We start from the raw sequence: 16,782 nt of genomic DNA, 5'->3' as shown, positions 1-16,782 counted from the left end.
GCTTTTTCAGTAGCGGGGAGCAGGATCGAACTGCCGACCTCAGGGTTATGAATCCTGCGCTCTAACCATCTGAGCTACCCCGCCGTGGGCTTGTTTTTTTAAAGAGTTGCAAATATAGAATAAAATACTTTCCTTTAGAAAAAAATAAAAAAATAATATACAAATAACAAGATATAAGCGATTTAAGATGTCAGAAAAGAAAAAATTTACATTGGAATATGAGTTGAAGTCGTCTCCGCGTATTTTGTTTAGTTTCATCAGTGAGCCCAATGGATTGTCGCAATGGTTTGCAGACGATGTGGTTTTCCGTGATCAGGTGTATACATTTACATGGGATGATGAAGTTCAAAAGGCCAAAATGTTAAGTTTTAAAGAGAATAAAATGGTGAAGTTCAAGTGGATAGACGATGAGCCTCACTGTTATTTTGAGATGGAAATCGTGCAGGATGAGTTAACAAATGATGTAGCGCTCTCTATTACGGATTTTGCTACTGAAGATACACTGAAAGAAAGAACCCAAATCTGGGATAACCAGATCACCTACCTGCATAGTGTAATTGGTGCATAAATTTTCAGATGCATTGTCTACATTTGTATATTGAAAAAGATTCATATACTTCTGCTGAAAGCATTCATTAGACCTTTCCTGGTCACATTTTTAGTGGTAATGTTCATCTTACTGATGTTCTTCCTGTTTAAATATGTGGATGACCTGATCGGAAAAGGTTTTGAGTGGTATATTATTCTGGAGCTGATGTTTTATGCATCTGCTGCAAATGTGTCTATGGCGCTGCCCCTGGCCATTTTGCTGTCTTCCATCATGACCTTTGGAACGCTGGGGGAGAATTACGAACTCGTGGCGATCAAATCTGCAGGGATATCACTGCAAAAGGCGATGCGGCCATTGCTCGTACTGATCATCTGCATCGCTTTTTCATCTTTTTTGTTCTCCGAATATATGCTGCCCAAGGCCAACCTGAAGTTTGGCTCCCTGCTTTGGGATGTGAGAAATAAAAAATTATCATTTCTGATTAAGGAAGGGGTGTTCAACAACAGTATCCCGCAGTATTCCATCCGGGTGGATAAAAAGGGGGAAGATGGTGTTTCCCTTACGGGGATTATGATCTATGACCACACCGGTAACAATGGAGTTCCTAAAATCATCATTGCTAAAACAGGCACGATGAATACCACGAAGGATAAGCAGTTTCTGGTACTGAAGCTAAGAGATGGGGTGAGGTATGAAGAGTCCAGCAGTCAGAACGCTACCTACAACCCAAGGCAGCAGCTCACGAGGATGCGCTTTGGCGAGACTGCGCAGAAGTTTGATATTTCCAGCTTTAAGATGGCACGTACGGATGAAAACAGCTTCAGGACGAACAACCAGATGCTCAATTTAAAGGGGCTTGAACATAAAGGAGACTCACTTAAGAAGGAACTGGACAGTGTAAATCGCTTTGCGAGGGTCGCTATTGGGACTTATTTCAAACAGAGTAACTACACAAAAGGATATACCAAGATTAAAATGGCTCCGGTAAAACTGAAAGGTCCCTTACTGAGTTCTATGCCAGTTGCTCAGCGGGCAGCCACGATGCAATCTGCCCTTGATCAGGCCAAATCTGTAGAGCAGACCACTGATGGCAGGGTTGCGGATCACTATGAGCGGGTGAGAAACCTGATCAGAATCAGGATCGAATATCAGCGTAAGTTTACACTTGCTGTATCATGCCTGATGTTGTTTTTTATCGGAGCACCTCTGGGCGCAATTATCAGGAAGGGCGGATTAGGCTTGCCGGTAGTAATGGCGATCATATTTTTTCTCTTCTATCATATTATAACCACCGTTGCCGAGAAATCTGCCAACCAGGGTAACATCAATCCGATACTGGGGATCTGGATGGCTATCATCATTCTTAGTCCCGTAGGGGCCTTCCTAACGTACAAGGCCACCGTTGATTCTGCACTGTTTGATATTACTGCATATAAGGCCTTTTTCAGCAAACTTTTCCGCAAAAAGAAAGCGCTAACCAAATAGTAAGCTGTTCCTTACTTACGCATGATATTTGTGGGCGCATATTATCATATAAGGTTGTAACTTTGTTTATTCTTATCTGTATAGAAGTGTATTTAATATCATTTTATAAAGTAGGGATGTCTTTTACTAATGCTACAAAATGGAAATTAAACTGAACGCGATAGAAGATGCTATTGCAGATATAAAGGCTGGTAAAGTGGTGATCGTTGTTGACGATGAAGATCGTGAAAATGAGGGCGATTTCCTTACTGCAGCAGCCAACGCCACACCTGAAGTCATTAACTTTATGGCTACCTATGGCAGAGGCCTCATCTGTGCGGCGATTACCGAAGCCAGATGTGAAGAGCTAGACCTCGAACTGATGGTCGGCAAGAACACTGCTGCTTACGAAACTAACTTTACGGTCTCAGTTGACCTGATCGGTCATGGATGTACCACTGGTATCTCTGCCTCTGACCGTTCCAAAACTATACAGGCACTCATCAATCCGGCGACTGATCCTAAGGAATTGGGCAGACCTGGACATATTTTTCCCTTGCGTGCCAAAGATGGCGGTGTACTGAGACGTGCCGGACATACTGAAGCGGCTGTAGACCTTGCTGTTTTAGCAGGTATGGAGCCTGCAGGAGTGCTGGTAGAGATCATGAAGGATGATGGTGAAATGGCACGTTTACCGGATCTGATCAGGATTGCCGAGCAGCACCAGCTGAAGATAGTATCTATCAAAGACCTTATTTCTTACCGTCTGAACCAGGAGAGTCTGATCAGAGAGGATGTTACTATTAATCTGCCTACAGAGTGGGGTGATTTTAAAATGACAGCCTACACACAACTGGAGAACAACGCTATCCACCTGGCTTTAAGCAAGGGGGAATGGACGCCGGATGAGGCTGTATTGGTACGCGTGCACAGTTCATGTATCACCGGTGATATTTTTGGCTCCTGCCGATGCGATTGCGGTCCGCAGTTACATAAAGCTATGGAAATGATCCAGGCCGAAGGTAAGGGCGTAGTGGTTTATATGAATCAGGAAGGACGTGGTATCGGACTGGTCAATAAATTGCTGTCGTACAATCTTCAGGACGCGGGTTTTGATACCGTTGAAGCTAATATCAAATTAGGTTTTAAGGGAGATGAACGTGATTATGGTGTAGGTGCGCAGATCTTAAGGGCACAGGGTGTAACTAAAATGCGCCTGATGTCTAATAACCCGACAAAACGTGCAGGACTTATTGGTTACGGTTTGGAAGTGGTTGAAAACATCCCTATTGAAATCGTCAGCAATACCCATAATGAAACCTATCTGAAAACGAAAAGGGATAAAATGGGGCATACGATCATGAAGGGCTAACTACCTGTTTTTCTTTAATTTCTTTTGTTCTTCAGTAATCGCTTCCTTGTTGAGTGATTGCTGAGCTTTTTGCCTTCTTTCCTCAGCCTTCCTGCGCTGGTTTCTGCGGTATTCCCCGGTAACCTTTTGCAGGAACTCCCTGAAGTTATCAAATTGCTGTGAATAGATCAGACCCACTGAAGTAACGTTCGTATTGTTGTTGATGCCCGGATTGGCGAAGATGCTCTGAATTGTTGGCGGTTTGTTGGCCAGCTTACCCACCAGTGTACCATCTCTCCTGATCAGCGCCAGAACCTCTACCTCGCCACCTACATTGCTGCTGTTAAATCCTATAGGGGAAAGATCGCTGGTGCTGATGCGCCTGTCTACTACCCCGGCATTTACCGTTACCCTGTTGTCAAAGAATCTGAAAGATGCACTTGCCTCACTGAGTGAGCGGATGTTGATATCCACAAAGTCCAGGTTGAGTGTAGACAACACATTGTTGAACTGGTTGAACAGTAGCTCTGTGGCTGTACTGGCTACACCAGACGACAGTTGCCTTCCCAGATCTTCCCTGCCGGATCCAGGTGCAAAACTCCGGCGTATAATCAAACTGAATGCCTGCAGGTTGAGGTTGTTGGCGTCACTGAAATATGCCTGAAGCTCTTCCTTGATTGAAGGGTTCGAAGGGAAAAAGATATCCAGCTTGATATCCGGCTGCGTCAGCAACCCGCTGAGTCCCATTTCTACCTCCACAGGAACCCTGAGGTTGGCGTTCGCACTGTTGGTGTTATCTCTGTTCGCCGCCAGGTATAAGTCTGTCAGGCCGGCTCTCAGTTCATAAATAGCTTTCAACTGAATTTGTGCCTGGTTTGGGTTACCTATCCATCGGATCGTCCCTCCCTGGCGGATGGTGAATTTCTTATTGATCACCTCCTGTGCAGTAAAATCAAAGTTCCCCGATTCAATAATATAATCACCTGACATCTCGAAATCACCCAGACTGTTGATATTCAGTTCCAGGTCTGCATTTCCTTTTCCGCTAAGGTTTCCGAGGTTGGTAAAGAGATTTGCCGTGCTGTTTGGATCTATACGCAGCTTAAAGTTCATGGTCAGGCCGTCAAAATTAGTTGCCTTTTTCTGATTAGCCAGTGTATCCTTGCTGAGGAAGGTGATGAATTCTTTTGAAGAAACGGTTTCGGAACTGTTCAGTGGTAGATTAAATACCGTGCCTTTCTCTGTCTTCGCATCAATACCGATATACATTTTATTGGTTGGCCCTTTAAAAATGAATGTGCCGGTGGCGAAAGCCTGCCCGAAATACAGCTGGTTATCCTTGGCTGTGGTGTTCAGTGCCATAAAGGTGCGGGCCTTGATGGTGATATCCAGGTTAGGAGTATTGATTTCATTAAGATCTACTGTCCCGTTCGCTCTGGCATTATTGCCACCGGTATCTTCAAGATCCAGGTTGTTGATCTTGACTACACTGTTTGCCACCTCTACCTTATCATTTATTTTATAGGTAGTCTTGAGGTAGTTGACCATCACCTGTGCTTCCTTGAGTACGATTTCTCCATTGATCTCTGGTTTACTGAGCGGGCCTTTTACGGTGAGGTCAGACGAAATTTGTCCTTTGAGGTTAGATACCAGGTCGCTCACAAAAGGAGTGAGCACCGCAAGTTCAGTCTCATCCATTTTTACGGTAAGGTCCAGGTTCTTTTCCTTAAGATCCAGCTTACCGTCTATCTTGAAAGTCTCTTTGTCGGTCGTATTAATCCGCATAAAAACATTGGCCGCGTTTTCTTCCTGGTTAAAAGAAGAGGTGTCTGTCAGCTTTCCGATATAGGTATCATTGAGTGTCAGCGAGTCAATCGTGATGCCGTCATTGATACGCGGCGATTTCAGTAGACCATACAAGTTCGTTTCCCCGTTTACATTACCAGAAAGCGTGATTCCCAGCGTCTTCACAAATGGGTTAAGTGTCTTCAGACTGAAGGCCTTGAAACCTACTTTCAGAGCATCATTGGGATCTGCAGACAGAGTTCCGTCGACCGTGAGCAGCTGGTTTCCATTTTTGAGATCGAAATTACTGATCTCAGTTTTGCCGGCCCTGAAGTTAATACGCACTTTTTCCTGGATTGCCCAGTCCTGGCTGTTGATCTTCAGTATCGAAGGCAGAATACTGATCCTGGCCGTTGTATCTTTTCCAAATTCCACCAGTCCGTTTAAATCCAGCTGGTTGGCATCATCGGCATTGGACAGTTTAACGTTCAGAGAAAGGCTGTCGTTGCGCAGGATATTGGAGATATTGACATTTTTAATGTAAAGACTGTCATTGAGATCCACACGGTCGGATGTAATAATCGCCTGCAGTTGGTTCTGCATGGTATTTTCATCAATAATGATGTTATTGGCGATGATACCTTTGTAGCTGAGTTTCTTGACAAAACCGTTGAGGGTGGCGATGTTCTTTTTAGAGTCGAAATTCCCGATAAGGATTGCCTGATCCTGAATTTCGAGTCCCGGTGCGATCAGCTCTGCCACTGGTTCAAAACGTTTGATGTTCAGGTTAAACTGGAATATCTGGTCCTTGAACTTGACAATATCAGTTTTTAGTGATGGAATATATGTTTTTGCGAGTTGCTTATAGTAGGATGGGAGCGTGTTCAGATCATACTGGCCCCTGATGCTGGCATCCAGAACATCTGAGTTAATCTTAAGTGTGCGGTCTACGCCAATGCCCTGTGCCTGCAGTTGTACGGAGTCGATATTATAAATTCCCTTTACATTATCAAGCCTGATCTTCTGTATCAGCAGGTCTCCCTGGATGTTATTAAGGTTGGTACCGGAAAAGTTCGTGCTAAAAACAGCATCTACTTTCAGCGAATCCTGAAGGATGTGCAGCGCCCTTAACTTGGCGTTTTTGATCGTCGCTTTAAAATTGAAGACCGGCAGTTTGGGATTAAGGTTAACCCCTCCATCAAATAGCAGCTGCAGATTCTTGTCGTCAACCTTGAGGTTACCGTTAAAATACTTTTTATCGAATTTACCATCGATTTTTACGTTGGAATACCTGTAGTTGTTAAAATCGATGTATGCAATATCGCCATCAATTTCTTCTGTCAGGCTGTTAATTTCCGTTCCCTTACCTTTGACATAGGCCGTAGCCGTAATGTTTCCGAGGCTCTTCTCATCCAGCAGGTTACCCAACTGGAAGTCGTAGGTTTTTACATTTCCTGAATAGGAAGGGACACCTTTAGCGTTGATCTTCATATTCACGTCGGATACCACCCTGCCCAGCTTAGTCTTAAATTCGCCATAGGCGATAAAATCGTTCTGAAATCCGGTGAAGCTTCCGTTGAAGTAGATATTCCCGAATTTCTCCACTATCACCGGGATTACTTTTGTTTTGTTTCCTGTGGTATTCCCCAGGATTTCGTCCAGGTCTTTTTTATTGGTGGCCAGCATTTCCACCTTCAGCTCCATGAAGGTTTCCTTCAAAGAGGGCAGCCCCTTGAGATTAAAGTCTCCTTTAAAATAAGTGGCTTTACCAGCCTTTATGGCCAGTTTTTTTGCCCGCAGATTATTTACAAGTCCGGTTACCTGACCATCGATATCAATGTCGAGATTCATTCTGGAGAGTTCCGGAGCAAAAAAGGAAATATCTCTTGATGCCAGATGGCTGTTTTTAAAATGCCCTTTCATCCTTACCTTGTTCACATAGTCATTGAAGTCGGCAAATTTGCTGAAGCTCATCTGGTAATAGTCTGTCAGGCGGCTTTTGTTGGTTACCAGCAATAGTTTTTTCAGTTCTATGCGGTTAGTATCTATCGTAGTAAAAGCTGTCAGGTTTTTGAGGTAGAAACCACTTTTCTCCTTAAAGGTCAGATTTTTGATATCTGCCTGCATCAGGTGATCTTTAGTATTCAGCTGTTCGAAGATACCATTCATGTTTCTCAGTTCAACATCATCAAAGTTTACCCCATTGATTACAGTATCTACACCTAGATTTTTATACTTTAACTGCAGGTTGTTGATAATTACCCTGTCTACTGATACCTGGAAGGGCTTTTTCTTCGGGCCTGTAGAAGGGCCTGAGTCAAAATAGTCGATAATAAAATCAAGGTTGGAGCCTTTATCCTTTTCTTTATATTGTTTGAGAAAGAATGATCCGTTGTTGATCTGTACGGTATTGATGTCAATTATCCTTTTTTCTATAGATAAGAGGTTAAGATCGACGATAAACTTCGGGGTATTCAGCAGTGTATCCTTTTGCTGATCAAGTACAAGAAGGTCTTCAATGACGACCGACTTAAACGGTTTAATATAGATACTGTGTAAAGAAATGGTAGTATTTAATTCTTTTGATAAATAAGCTGCGGCTTTTTTGGCGATAAATGTCTGCACAGGCCTGAATTGAAGCGAAAATAGAATTATCGCCAGCAACAGCAGAATTGATGCAATAAACCAAAGAAGTATTTTTAATAGTTTTTTGATAGTTTTGTAGCTTAATTATAATCAAAGGTGTCAGTAATACTTGCTATCGAATCTTCTTGTGATGAAACTTCAGTTGCGATCTGTAATAACGGCAAAATTACTGCCAATGTTATTGCAAACCAAACTATTCATCAAAATTATGGTGGTGTTGTTCCCGAGCTTGCGTCGAGGGTTCACCAGCAAAATATAGTTCCAGTTATACAGCAGGCATTAATTGATGCTAAAGTTAGCAAAAATGATATCAATGCTGTGGCTTTCACCAGAGGGCCGGGGTTATTAGGCTCTTTATTAGTGGGGGTGTCCTTTGCTAAATCCTTTGCACTGGCGTTGGGTTTGCCTCTTATTTCGGTCAACCACATGCATGCGCATATTCTGGCTCATTTTATCGACGATCCAAAACCTTCATTTCCTTTCCTTTGTCTTACCGTTTCGGGCGGGCATACGCAGATTGTGCTGGTGAAGGATTATTTTGATATGGAAATCGTGGGGCAGTCGCTCGATGATGCTGCGGGAGAAGCCTTTGACAAGACTGCGAAGATCCTGAACCTTCCATACCCCGGAGGACCGCTGATCGACAAACATGCAAAAAACGGGAATCCTCTGGCTTTCAAATTTCCTGAGCCACAGATCAAAGATCTGAACTATAGTTTTAGCGGTTTAAAAACGGCTATCCTGTATTTCATTCGTGATCACGAAAAAGAGAACCCGAATTTTATTCAGGAAAACCTGGATGATATATGTGCTTCTGTACAACATAGTATTGTTCAGATTCTTCTCAATAAGCTGAAAAAAGCGGCACAGCAATACAATATCAAGGATGTCGCCATTGCGGGTGGTGTCTCTGCCAATACGGGATTGCGTACTGCACTTGAAGCAAAGGCGGAGCAGCTGGGCTGGAAAGTTTATGTTCCTGCTTTCCAATATTGCACTGACAATGCCGGGATGATCGCCATTGCCGCGCATTATAAATATCTTAATCAAGAATTTGTGGGACAGGATATCGCTCCTGCCTCAAGAATGGAATTTTAAAGAAATAAATACATACCATTATGAACTCAATGAGCTTTATGTTTTTTGGCCTGATGCTGATCCCGCTGATCATCTTTTTGATTTACCTGATCAAGCAGGATAAAAAGAAGAACTATATCGGCCTGGTTGTACTCGTGATTGCAATCTTCGTTGCAGCCTACGTGATCATCACGGTAGATTCCAAGTATATGTCGCCTGAACAGAATGCTGTGCAGCCACGTTAGTTTGGCCGCAGAGGTTTATTCATAAAGAAACTCTTAAATCGATGCCTTCTGGTGCGCTTCAGCAGCAGCCAGCATCGATTTAAGAGTTCTTTTTTTAAGCCCTGAGCGTACGCTGGATTATTGCAGCTCTTCTAGTTTCTCTCCTGTAACTTCAGTTCTGATTTTTGCTTCTATTTCATCTGCCAGTTCAGGGTTATCCAACAACAACTGTTTAACTGCATCTCTTCCCTGTCCCAGTTTTGTATCTCCATAAGAGAACCATGAACCTGCTTTTTTGATGATATTGAAATCTACTCCCAAATCGATGATCTCACCAACTTTAGAGATACCCTGACCAAACATCACATCAAATTCTGCAATGCGGAAAGGTGGGGCAACTTTATTTTTAACGATTTTCACTTTCACCCTGTTTCCTGATACTTCATCAGAATCCTTGATCTGCGAAGATCTGCGGATATCCAGACGTACTGAAGCGTAGAATTTCAGGGCATTACCACCAGTGGTAGTTTCAGGGTTACCGAACATCACACCAATTTTTTCACGCAACTGGTTGATGAAGATACAGCAGCATCCTGTTTTGGCGATAGTACCGGTAAGCTTCCTCAGTGCCTGTGACATCAAACGTGCCTGCAGACCCATTTTAGAATCACCCATTTCACCTTCGATCTCTGCCTTTGGTACCAATGCGGCAACGGAGTCAATTACGATCACATCAATCGCACCAGAGCGGATCAGGTTGTCGGCAATTTCCAGTGCCTGCTCACCATTATCCGGCTGCGCAATCAATAAATTATCTACATCCACGCCCAATTTCTTAGCATAGAACTTGTCAAATGCATGTTCCGCATCGATGAAAGCGGCAACGCCACCTTTTTTCTGAGCTTCAGCAATGATATGCGTAGCCAAAGTCGTTTTACCTGATGACTCAGGGCCATAGATCTCGATTACACGTCCTTTCGGTACGCCACCTACACCTAAAGCAATATCTAAACTGATAGATCCGGTTGAAATGGCTTCAATCGATTCTGTAGGTGTTTCACCTAATTTCATCACGGCGCCTTTACCGTAAGATTTTTCTAACTTATCAAGTGTAAGTTGTAATGCTTTTAATTTATCTGAGTTCGGAGTCATCTTGTTAAATTGTGTTCGTAAATATAGAATATTTATTCTTTATAAAAACCATCTGTTTGTAAATAATGGCTAAATATATTAGCAATATTACGGATTATTTTTAAATATATAGTATAAGAAATAAAAATTCTGAATTTTAGTTTATGGAATGGCTAATTTCTTTAGTTGGCAGGACGTTTTTCTCGTAGTACCTGCAGATGGACGTGATGGGGCAGATATCACATTTAGGGGATCTCGCCACGCAAATATATCTTCCGTGCAGAATGAGCCAGTGGTGGGCAATATGGATATCCTGCTGCGGTAGAAATTTCACCAGATCCTTTTCCACTGCCAGAGGCGTTTTGCCGTTGGTTAGCCCGATACGGTTGGCTACGCGGAAAACATGTGTATCCACAGCCATGGCTGGCGCATTATAAATTACTGATGCAATTACATTTGCTGTTTTGCGGCCTACTCCCGGCATTTTCTGCAGCTGATCAATATCTGATGGCACCTCGTTATTGAATTCATTCAGCAGCATATTGGCCATGCCTACCAGGTGTTTGGCTTTATTGTTTGGATAGCTCACGCTTCTGATATAGTCAAATACAATATCAGGTGTTGCTTCTGCCAGTGCTTTGGCATTTGGAAAGCGCTGGAAAAGGGCTGGGGTGATCTGGTTGATCCTCTTATCCGTGCACTGGGCAGAGAGAATCACTGCAACTAACAGCTGGAAAGGATTATTGTAATGGAGTTCTGTTTCAGCATCGGGCTGCTTGGCAGAAAAATAAGCTACAAATTGTTTATATCTTTCTTTTTTGAGCATGTGCAAAGATAAAATAAAAAAAGCTGCCAGAATACTGACAGCTTAATATTTTAGCCCTGATTAAAGAGATCTGGAATAAGCAAGTATCCTTGAGATCGTCTCATCATCGGGATTCTTGTTCAGTAAATCCATTTGCGGTTTAATGCTCTCGTAGAACATTAAATCGAGGTCATTAAAAGATTCTCCACTTAAATTTTCAGCTTGCTGATTTGAGTGGTTTAAATCGGAAATAGAAGTAGACGTTGTTATCATAAGCAATTAACTGTTTCTGTTTTAGTTATTAATAGAACGAAACAAGTTACTATTTATTTTGCATCTGATAACAATATTTTTGATGAAATTTTAAGCAATCTGTTAGGTTACTTCTTTCACCTTCATCATCTTACGGAGATTACTCAGCGCATATCTCATTCTACCCAGTGCCGTGTTGATGCTCACATCAGTAAGGTCTGCAATTTCTTTAAAACTGAGGTCGGCATAGTGACGCATAATCAGTACTTCTTTTTGTTCATCGGGAAGTAATTGGATCAGCGTTCTGAGGTCTGTATGTGTCTGATCGCGCAGAATTTTCTCTTCGGCACTCTCTTCATAAACCTGCAGCATATTGAGCACGTCAGTGCCATCAGCACTTGTAATTACAGGTGCACGTTTTTCACGTCGGAAGTAATCGATCACCAGGTTATGCGCAATACGCATCACCCATGGTAAGAATTTACCTTCCTCGTTATATCTGCCTGATCGCAGGGTATTGATCACTTTGATAAAAGCATCCTGGAAAATATCTTCTGCCAGGTACTGATCTTTGACCAATAAATAAATAGAAGTGTAAATTTTGGACTTGTGTCTGTTTAAAAGTTCTTCGAGAACTGACTCATTCCCGGTCAGATATAACGTCACCAAGTCCTGATCACTATAGGATTGTAAATTCATAGTATTAACTGTACTAAATTCCTTTGCTTGTTTGCTAAAAAATACTTAGTAAATGTTTTGATCTATAGCGTTTCTCCTATTTGTTTTAATGAGATGATTTAGTTGATTGCTTAATTTATTCAAAAGAAGCATTTTTTTATCAGATTATAACAATAAAAATACTAAAAAAAATTAATTGTAGTTAGGGAGCCTTATTTTTGCTCTTCACTGAAAAACTAAATCTGTGTTTTTTAGGTTATATTTGCAAATCCTATAAGGAATTAAATGAGTAAGGAAACCGAAAAAGATCCACATAAAAACATTATTATAAAGGGTGCCAGGGTACATAACCTGAAAAACATTGATGTCGCCATTCCAAAAAACAAGCTGGTTGTCATCACAGGTATGTCTGGTTCCGGAAAATCTTCACTGGCATTTGATACGCTGTACGCTGAAGGACAGAGACGTTATGTTGAAAGTCTTTCCTCTTATGCGCGTCAGTTTATGGGGAGGATGAATAAACCCGATGTTGATTATATTAAAGGTATTGCACCTGCGATAGCGATTGAGCAAAAGGTAATTACCTCCAACCCAAGATCGACAGTGGGTACTTCTACAGAAATATACGATTACCTGAAGTTGCTGTTCTCCAGGATTGGTAAAACCATCTCTCCTGAAAGCGGGGAGATCGTAAAAAAGGATACTGTAAGTACAGTAGTTGATTTTGTAGCCGGGCTGGGTAACGACAGCACGGTGACGATTTTCTGCCCGTTGCATCCGCACAATAACCGCTCGGTGAAAGAAGAACTGGCGGTATTGCTGCAAAAAGGATTTTTGCGGGTATATATTAATGATCAGGTCAGCAAAATTGAAGCTATTCTCGAAGATGAGGATTTCAAAGATTATGAACTTACCGATGCCGGTACCATCAGGATTCTGATCGACCGTATCGTATTTCATGATGATGATGAGACGATGAGCAGGCTCGCAGACTCTGTGCAGACGGCTTTCTTCGAGGGTAAAGGCGATTGTTATGTAGAACATGAAGAGAAAGTTTCGCATTTCTGCGACCGCTTTGAGCTTGATGGGATCAGATTTGAAGAACCTACACCTAACTTCTTTAGTTTCAATAATCCTTATGGTGCCTGTAAACGTTGTGAGGGCTATGGTAATGTGATTGGCATTGATGAAGATCTGGTGATTCCGGATAAAAGTAAAAGTTTGTACGACAATGCCATTGCTCCCTGGAGAGGGGAGAAATTGCGGGATTGGCTGAACAAGCTGATTAAGCATGCCGGTAAGTTTGATTTTCCTATTCACCGTCCTTTCAGTGAGCTCACAGAAGAGCAGCAGCGACTGGTATGGACTGGAAATAAATGGTTTGCCGGTCTGGATGACTTCTTCACCGAACTGGAAACGCAAACCTATAAGATACAATACCGGGTGATGTTATCTCGTTACCGCGGAAAAACAATCTGTCCTGATTGTAAAGGATCGAGGTTGCGCAAAGATGCATCCTATGTGAAGATTGGCGGTAAATCTGTGATTGATGTGGTATTGATGCCATTGTCGTCCATCCAGCAATTCTTTGATCAGCTGGAACTTTCAGAAACTGATGAGAAGATATCAAGACGACTGCTCGCAGAAGTGACGAGCCGTGTGCTCTACCTGAATAATGTAGGTCTGGGTTATCTTACGCTGAACAGGTTATCAAACACCCTTTCAGGTGGAGAATCACAAAGGATTAACCTTGCTACATCTTTAGGAAGTAGCCTTGTCGGTTCAATATATGTCCTGGATGAACCAAGTATTGGATTGCACCCCAGGGATACGAATAAGCTGATTGAAGTATTGACTTCGCTGCGTAATGTCGGAAATACGGTATTGGTAGTGGAACATGAGGAAGAGATGATGAAAGCGGCTGACCATATCATTGATATTGGTCCGGAAGCGGGTACTTTAGGTGGTAATCTCGTTTTCAGTGGTACCTACGATCAGATCATTAAAGATAAGAAAAGCCTGACCGGAATGTATTTATCGGGAAGGGAAAGCATTGCGATCCCGGCGACACGCAGGAAATGGGCAGACCATATCCTGATCAAGGGAGCCAGGGAAAACAATCTTAAAAATATAGAAGTGAAATTCCCGCTGGGAGTGTTCACGGTAGTCAGTGGTGTATCAGGTTCAGGCAAAACGAGTCTGATCAAGAAAATCCTGTATCCTGCGTTGCAGAAGGCTATTGGTAATTATGCCGGTGAGCAAACAGGTTTGTATGATGGTATTTTCGGCAATTATGACCTGATCAGTCAGGTGGAAATGGTAGATCAGAACCCTATCGGGCGATCATCACGTTCCAATCCTGTGACCTATGTAAAAGCATGGGACGATGTACGTGCCTTGTTTTCGGCATTGCCGGCGGCGAAAGCCTCGGGATTAAAACCAGCAGCTTTCTCCTTCAACGTTGAAGGTGGGCGTTGTGATGTTTGCCAGGGTGAGGGAGAAGTGAAAATCGAGATGCAGTTTATGGCTGATATTTTCCTGCCTTGTGAGGCCTGCAATGGACGCAGATTTAAGCAGCAGATCCTGGATGTAACTTATCAGGATAAAAATGTGGCTGATATTCTGGATCTGACGATCGATGAAGCGGTGAAGTTCTTTAAGGATGAGCCTAAAATTCTGAATAAGCTGCAGCCATTGGTAGATGTGGGATTGGGATATGTCCATATGGGGCAGTCCTCCAATACCTTATCAGGTGGTGAGGCACAAAGGATTAAACTGGCGTCATTCCTTATAAAAGGCAATAATGCGAGTAAAACGATGTTTATTTTTGATGAGCCTACTACAGGATTGCATTTCCACGATATCAAAAAATTGCTGATCGCTTTGAATACGCTGATTGAGCAGGGAAATACTATCCTGGTGATAGAGCATAATATGGACATGATCAAGTCGGCCGACTGGGTAATTGACATTGGCCCGGAGGGTGGCGATAAAGGCGGGCATATCGTTTTTGAGGGTACACCTGAAAATCTTGTCAATGAAAAAACATCCTATACCGGAAAATATCTAAAAGACCATTTGACATCAGTGTTAACAGAAAAATAAATATCTATATTCGCGAATGCTTTTTTTAACCTTTTTTCTGGGGATACTTCTTAACTCTATAGGTTATATCCCGCCGGGAAATATCAATCTGACAGTAGTGCAGATCACTATTACGAGAGGGATAAAGCAGGCGCTATATTTTATTCTGGCCTTTTCATCAATAGAGGTGCTTTTTACCCTTGGTGTGATGCGTTTTGTACAGTGGCTGTCCAGTGAGATTAAGGTAGGTGAATATATCGATGGCGTGATGATCGTGATGTTTCTGGTACTCGGGATCAGCACCTGGCGATCACGCAAGGAGATGCCTAAAGCAGATTATTCCAAAAAAGACAGTATCCGTTATGGTATGCTGCTGGGGGTTATTAACCCGATGCAGATTCCTTACTGGTTGTTTGTAGGTGCTTACCTGATTTCGCATGAATGGATAGACAAGGGGTACATCTCTCTGAGTGTTTTCAGCATAGGTTCCGGAATTGGGGCGGCACTGGCTTTGTATGGTTTCGCACGTTTTGCGCAGTACATACAGACGAAGTTTACGCTCAATAACTATGTAGTGAACAAGGCAATTGCAGGATTATTTTTTGCACTTTCGGCTTATCATATCTTCAAGCTGATCTATATCCATTTCTTTAAACACTAGCCTATTTCTTTAGAAATTCCAGGTTCCATATTTTCTCCGCCCTGCGGCCGATCAACCAGAAGGATGCGGCAAGCACAGAAAAGAACAGTGCCTTATGCCAGTTGTCCCAGAAGTATTCGAAATAACGGGTGTAGAGGTTGATAAAGAGAAAAGTGATCCCAAACTCACGGGCTACCTCATCCCTGAATTTTAGACCGGCAAAGATACTGATAGCGCAGACTGCCGCGGATATCAGTGCCCAGTAGAACAGTGTGATCTGCTTAATGCCATACCATTGGTCCAGCGTGCCGAAGTTTCCGAAGACCGATAGCAGCCACAGTGAAATAAACAGGTACATCATCCCGCTGATATAGCTGGTAAGGTAAAAGAACTCAAAGGATTTCACTTTTTTCAATGTCAGGGATATGGCCGTAACTGCAGCGCCGAAGAGCACAAAACGCAGTGGATAGTTCATGCCGAGGAAGTATAAGTTGCCCCTCGATAGATACCCGGTTTCTGTGCCGAACCACGCCCCCAGGGAGATCAGCACAAAAACCCAGATTAATCGCGAGCGAAAAATAAAAGCCAGTACTCCATAGACACCTACAGAAAATAGAATGAGCAGAGAAAAATGGCTGCCCCCATTGCCAATAGCTTTTCCAAGATAGGCAATGGCATTGGCAGTGAGCATTACGGCAGTGAAGATGATCGCATCATTACTGAATACCTGCATGGGCAGGGATACCTTCCTTTTAAAGCTCAGCCAGTACAGCACGCCTGCGGCTACGGCTGATAAAAGGCTGATAATACCATCTGGTGTATCATACAGTTTTTTAAGATAGTCGAGGATCTGATTGTCGATCAGCAGTGCCCCCAGAGAGATGACCCCACATGCCATCGCAATCCAGAAGGAATATTGGGCAAGGCGTCGCCAGTCGAACGACTTAGTTTCATAACTGGCCTTTAATTTTTGAACCTGATCAGCCGTCAGCAGGTGTTCTTCCTGCCAGTGTTCCAGCATCTCGTCCAAAAATTCGCTTTTCTCCTGGTCTACCTTCATAAAAGAATCTATTCCTTAAATGGCTAACAAAATAA

The 16,782-nt window shown here is 42.8% G+C and carries 12 protein-coding genes and 1 tRNA gene; 7 read left to right on the top strand and 6 right to left on the bottom strand.

Features of this window, described 5'->3' with window-relative positions:
• Window positions 1-10 precede the first annotated feature (10 nt).
• Window positions 11-84 (bottom strand) — tRNA-Met (locus OQY15_RS18680).
• A 103-nt stretch (window positions 85-187) separates the two neighbouring features.
• On the opposite strand from OQY15_RS18680, the gene OQY15_RS18675 reads away from it, so the two are divergent.
• The 3 genes from OQY15_RS18675 (at window position 188) to OQY15_RS18665 (ending at window position 3,386) form a co-directional block, all read left to right on the top strand.
• The gene (locus OQY15_RS18675) at window positions 188-568 is read left to right on the top strand and encodes an START-like domain-containing protein (RefSeq protein WP_265793448.1); all 381 of its coding nucleotides are present in this window, start codon (window positions 188-190) and stop codon (window positions 566-568) included.
• 30 nt (window positions 569-598) lie between these two features.
• Window positions 599-2,035 carry an LptF/LptG family permease gene (locus tag OQY15_RS18670; RefSeq protein ID WP_265793447.1) on the top strand — a complete coding sequence of 479 codons (1,437 nt, stop codon included), beginning with the start codon at window positions 599-601 and terminating at the stop codon, window positions 2,033-2,035.
• Window positions 2,036-2,174: 139 nt separating this feature from the next.
• A complete protein-coding gene (locus tag OQY15_RS18665) occupies window positions 2,175-3,386 on the top strand; it encodes a bifunctional 3,4-dihydroxy-2-butanone-4-phosphate synthase/GTP cyclohydrolase II (RefSeq protein ID WP_265793446.1) in 1,212 nt (403 codons plus the stop codon).
• Here OQY15_RS18665 and OQY15_RS18660 read toward each other — a convergent pair whose 3' ends face one another.
• Window positions 3,387-7,775 (bottom strand): translocation/assembly module TamB domain-containing protein, encoded by a 4,389-nt coding sequence (locus OQY15_RS18660; RefSeq protein WP_265793445.1) that lies wholly within the window; start codon window positions 7,773-7,775, stop codon window positions 3,387-3,389.
• A gap of 117 nt (window positions 7,776-7,892) precedes the next feature.
• Here OQY15_RS18660 and tsaD point away from each other — a divergent pair, with 117 nt between their 5' ends.
• Together tsaD and OQY15_RS18650 are read left to right on the top strand one after the other, a co-directional pair.
• The gene (gene tsaD, locus OQY15_RS18655) at window positions 7,893-8,894 is read left to right on the top strand and encodes a tRNA (adenosine(37)-N6)-threonylcarbamoyltransferase complex transferase subunit TsaD (RefSeq protein ID WP_265793444.1); all 1,002 of its coding nucleotides are present in this window, start codon (window positions 7,893-7,895) and stop codon (window positions 8,892-8,894) included.
• A 20-nt stretch (window positions 8,895-8,914) separates the two neighbouring features.
• The gene (locus OQY15_RS18650; protein WP_265793443.1) at window positions 8,915-9,118 is read left to right on the top strand and encodes a hypothetical protein; all 204 of its coding nucleotides are present in this window, start codon (window positions 8,915-8,917) and stop codon (window positions 9,116-9,118) included.
• A gap of 117 nt (window positions 9,119-9,235) precedes the next feature.
• On the opposite strand, the gene recA is transcribed toward OQY15_RS18650, so the two are convergent.
• The 3 genes from recA to OQY15_RS18635 all read right to left on the bottom strand — a co-directional run bounded on the left by recA (window position 9,236) and on the right by OQY15_RS18635 (window position 11,984).
• A complete protein-coding gene (gene recA, locus OQY15_RS18645; protein WP_265793442.1) occupies window positions 9,236-10,249 on the bottom strand; it encodes a recombinase RecA in 1,014 nt (337 codons plus the stop codon).
• Window positions 10,250-10,385: 136 nt separating this feature from the next.
• Entirely contained in the window at window positions 10,386-11,054 is a 669-nt protein-coding gene (nth, locus tag OQY15_RS18640) for an endonuclease III (protein WP_265793441.1), read from the bottom strand.
• Between the two features lie 354 nt (window positions 11,055-11,408).
• Window positions 11,409-11,984 carry a sigma-70 family RNA polymerase sigma factor gene (locus OQY15_RS18635; RefSeq protein WP_265793440.1) on the bottom strand — a complete coding sequence of 192 codons (576 nt, stop codon included), beginning with the start codon at window positions 11,982-11,984 and terminating at the stop codon, window positions 11,409-11,411.
• Between the two features lie 264 nt (window positions 11,985-12,248).
• On the opposite strand from OQY15_RS18635, the gene uvrA reads away from it, so the two are divergent.
• Both uvrA and OQY15_RS18625 read left to right on the top strand, forming a co-directional pair.
• On the top strand, window positions 12,249-15,068 hold the full coding sequence (gene uvrA, locus OQY15_RS18630; RefSeq protein WP_265793439.1) for an excinuclease ABC subunit UvrA: 2,820 nt from the start codon (window positions 12,249-12,251) through the stop codon (window positions 15,066-15,068).
• Window positions 15,069-15,084: 16 nt separating this feature from the next.
• Entirely contained in the window at window positions 15,085-15,708 is a 624-nt protein-coding gene (locus tag OQY15_RS18625) for a LysE family transporter (protein ID WP_265793438.1), read from the top strand.
• Window position 15,709: 1 nt separating this feature from the next.
• On the opposite strand, the gene OQY15_RS18620 is transcribed toward OQY15_RS18625, so the two are convergent.
• The gene (locus OQY15_RS18620) at window positions 15,710-16,747 is read right to left on the bottom strand and encodes a DUF2157 domain-containing protein (RefSeq protein ID WP_265793437.1); all 1,038 of its coding nucleotides are present in this window, start codon (window positions 16,745-16,747) and stop codon (window positions 15,710-15,712) included.
• Window positions 16,748-16,782 lie beyond the last annotated feature (35 nt).

The sequence above is a fragment of the Pedobacter sp. MC2016-15 genome (genome assembly GCF_026239695.1).
In the GTDB taxonomy this organism is placed as follows: domain Bacteria; phylum Bacteroidota; class Bacteroidia; order Sphingobacteriales; family Sphingobacteriaceae; genus Pedobacter.
This window is presented reverse-complemented; position numbering and strand designations above follow the sequence as displayed.

What these genes read in the sequence shown, in the direction of transcription:
- OQY15_RS18625 (WP_265793438.1), top strand. Translation starts at nt 15,085, where the DNA reads ATGCTTTTTTTAACCTTTTTTCTGGGGATACTTCTTAACTCTATAGGT.
- OQY15_RS18635 (WP_265793440.1), bottom strand. Translation starts at nt 11,984, where the DNA reads ATGAATTTACAATCCTATAGTGATCAGGACTTGGTGACGTTATATCTG.
- uvrA (WP_265793439.1), top strand. Translation starts at nt 12,249, where the DNA reads ATGAGTAAGGAAACCGAAAAAGATCCACATAAAAACATTATTATAAAG.
- OQY15_RS18665 (WP_265793446.1), top strand. Translation starts at nt 2,175, where the DNA reads ATGGAAATTAAACTGAACGCGATAGAAGATGCTATTGCAGATATAAAG.
- OQY15_RS18620 (WP_265793437.1), bottom strand. Translation starts at nt 16,747, where the DNA reads ATGAAGGTAGACCAGGAGAAAAGCGAATTTTTGGACGAGATGCTGGAA.
- OQY15_RS18650 (WP_265793443.1), top strand. Translation starts at nt 8,915, where the DNA reads ATGAACTCAATGAGCTTTATGTTTTTTGGCCTGATGCTGATCCCGCTG.
- recA (WP_265793442.1), bottom strand. Translation starts at nt 10,249, where the DNA reads ATGACTCCGAACTCAGATAAATTAAAAGCATTACAACTTACACTTGAT.
- nth (WP_265793441.1), bottom strand. Translation starts at nt 11,054, where the DNA reads ATGCTCAAAAAAGAAAGATATAAACAATTTGTAGCTTATTTTTCTGCC.
- OQY15_RS18675 (WP_265793448.1), top strand. Translation starts at nt 188, where the DNA reads ATGTCAGAAAAGAAAAAATTTACATTGGAATATGAGTTGAAGTCGTCT.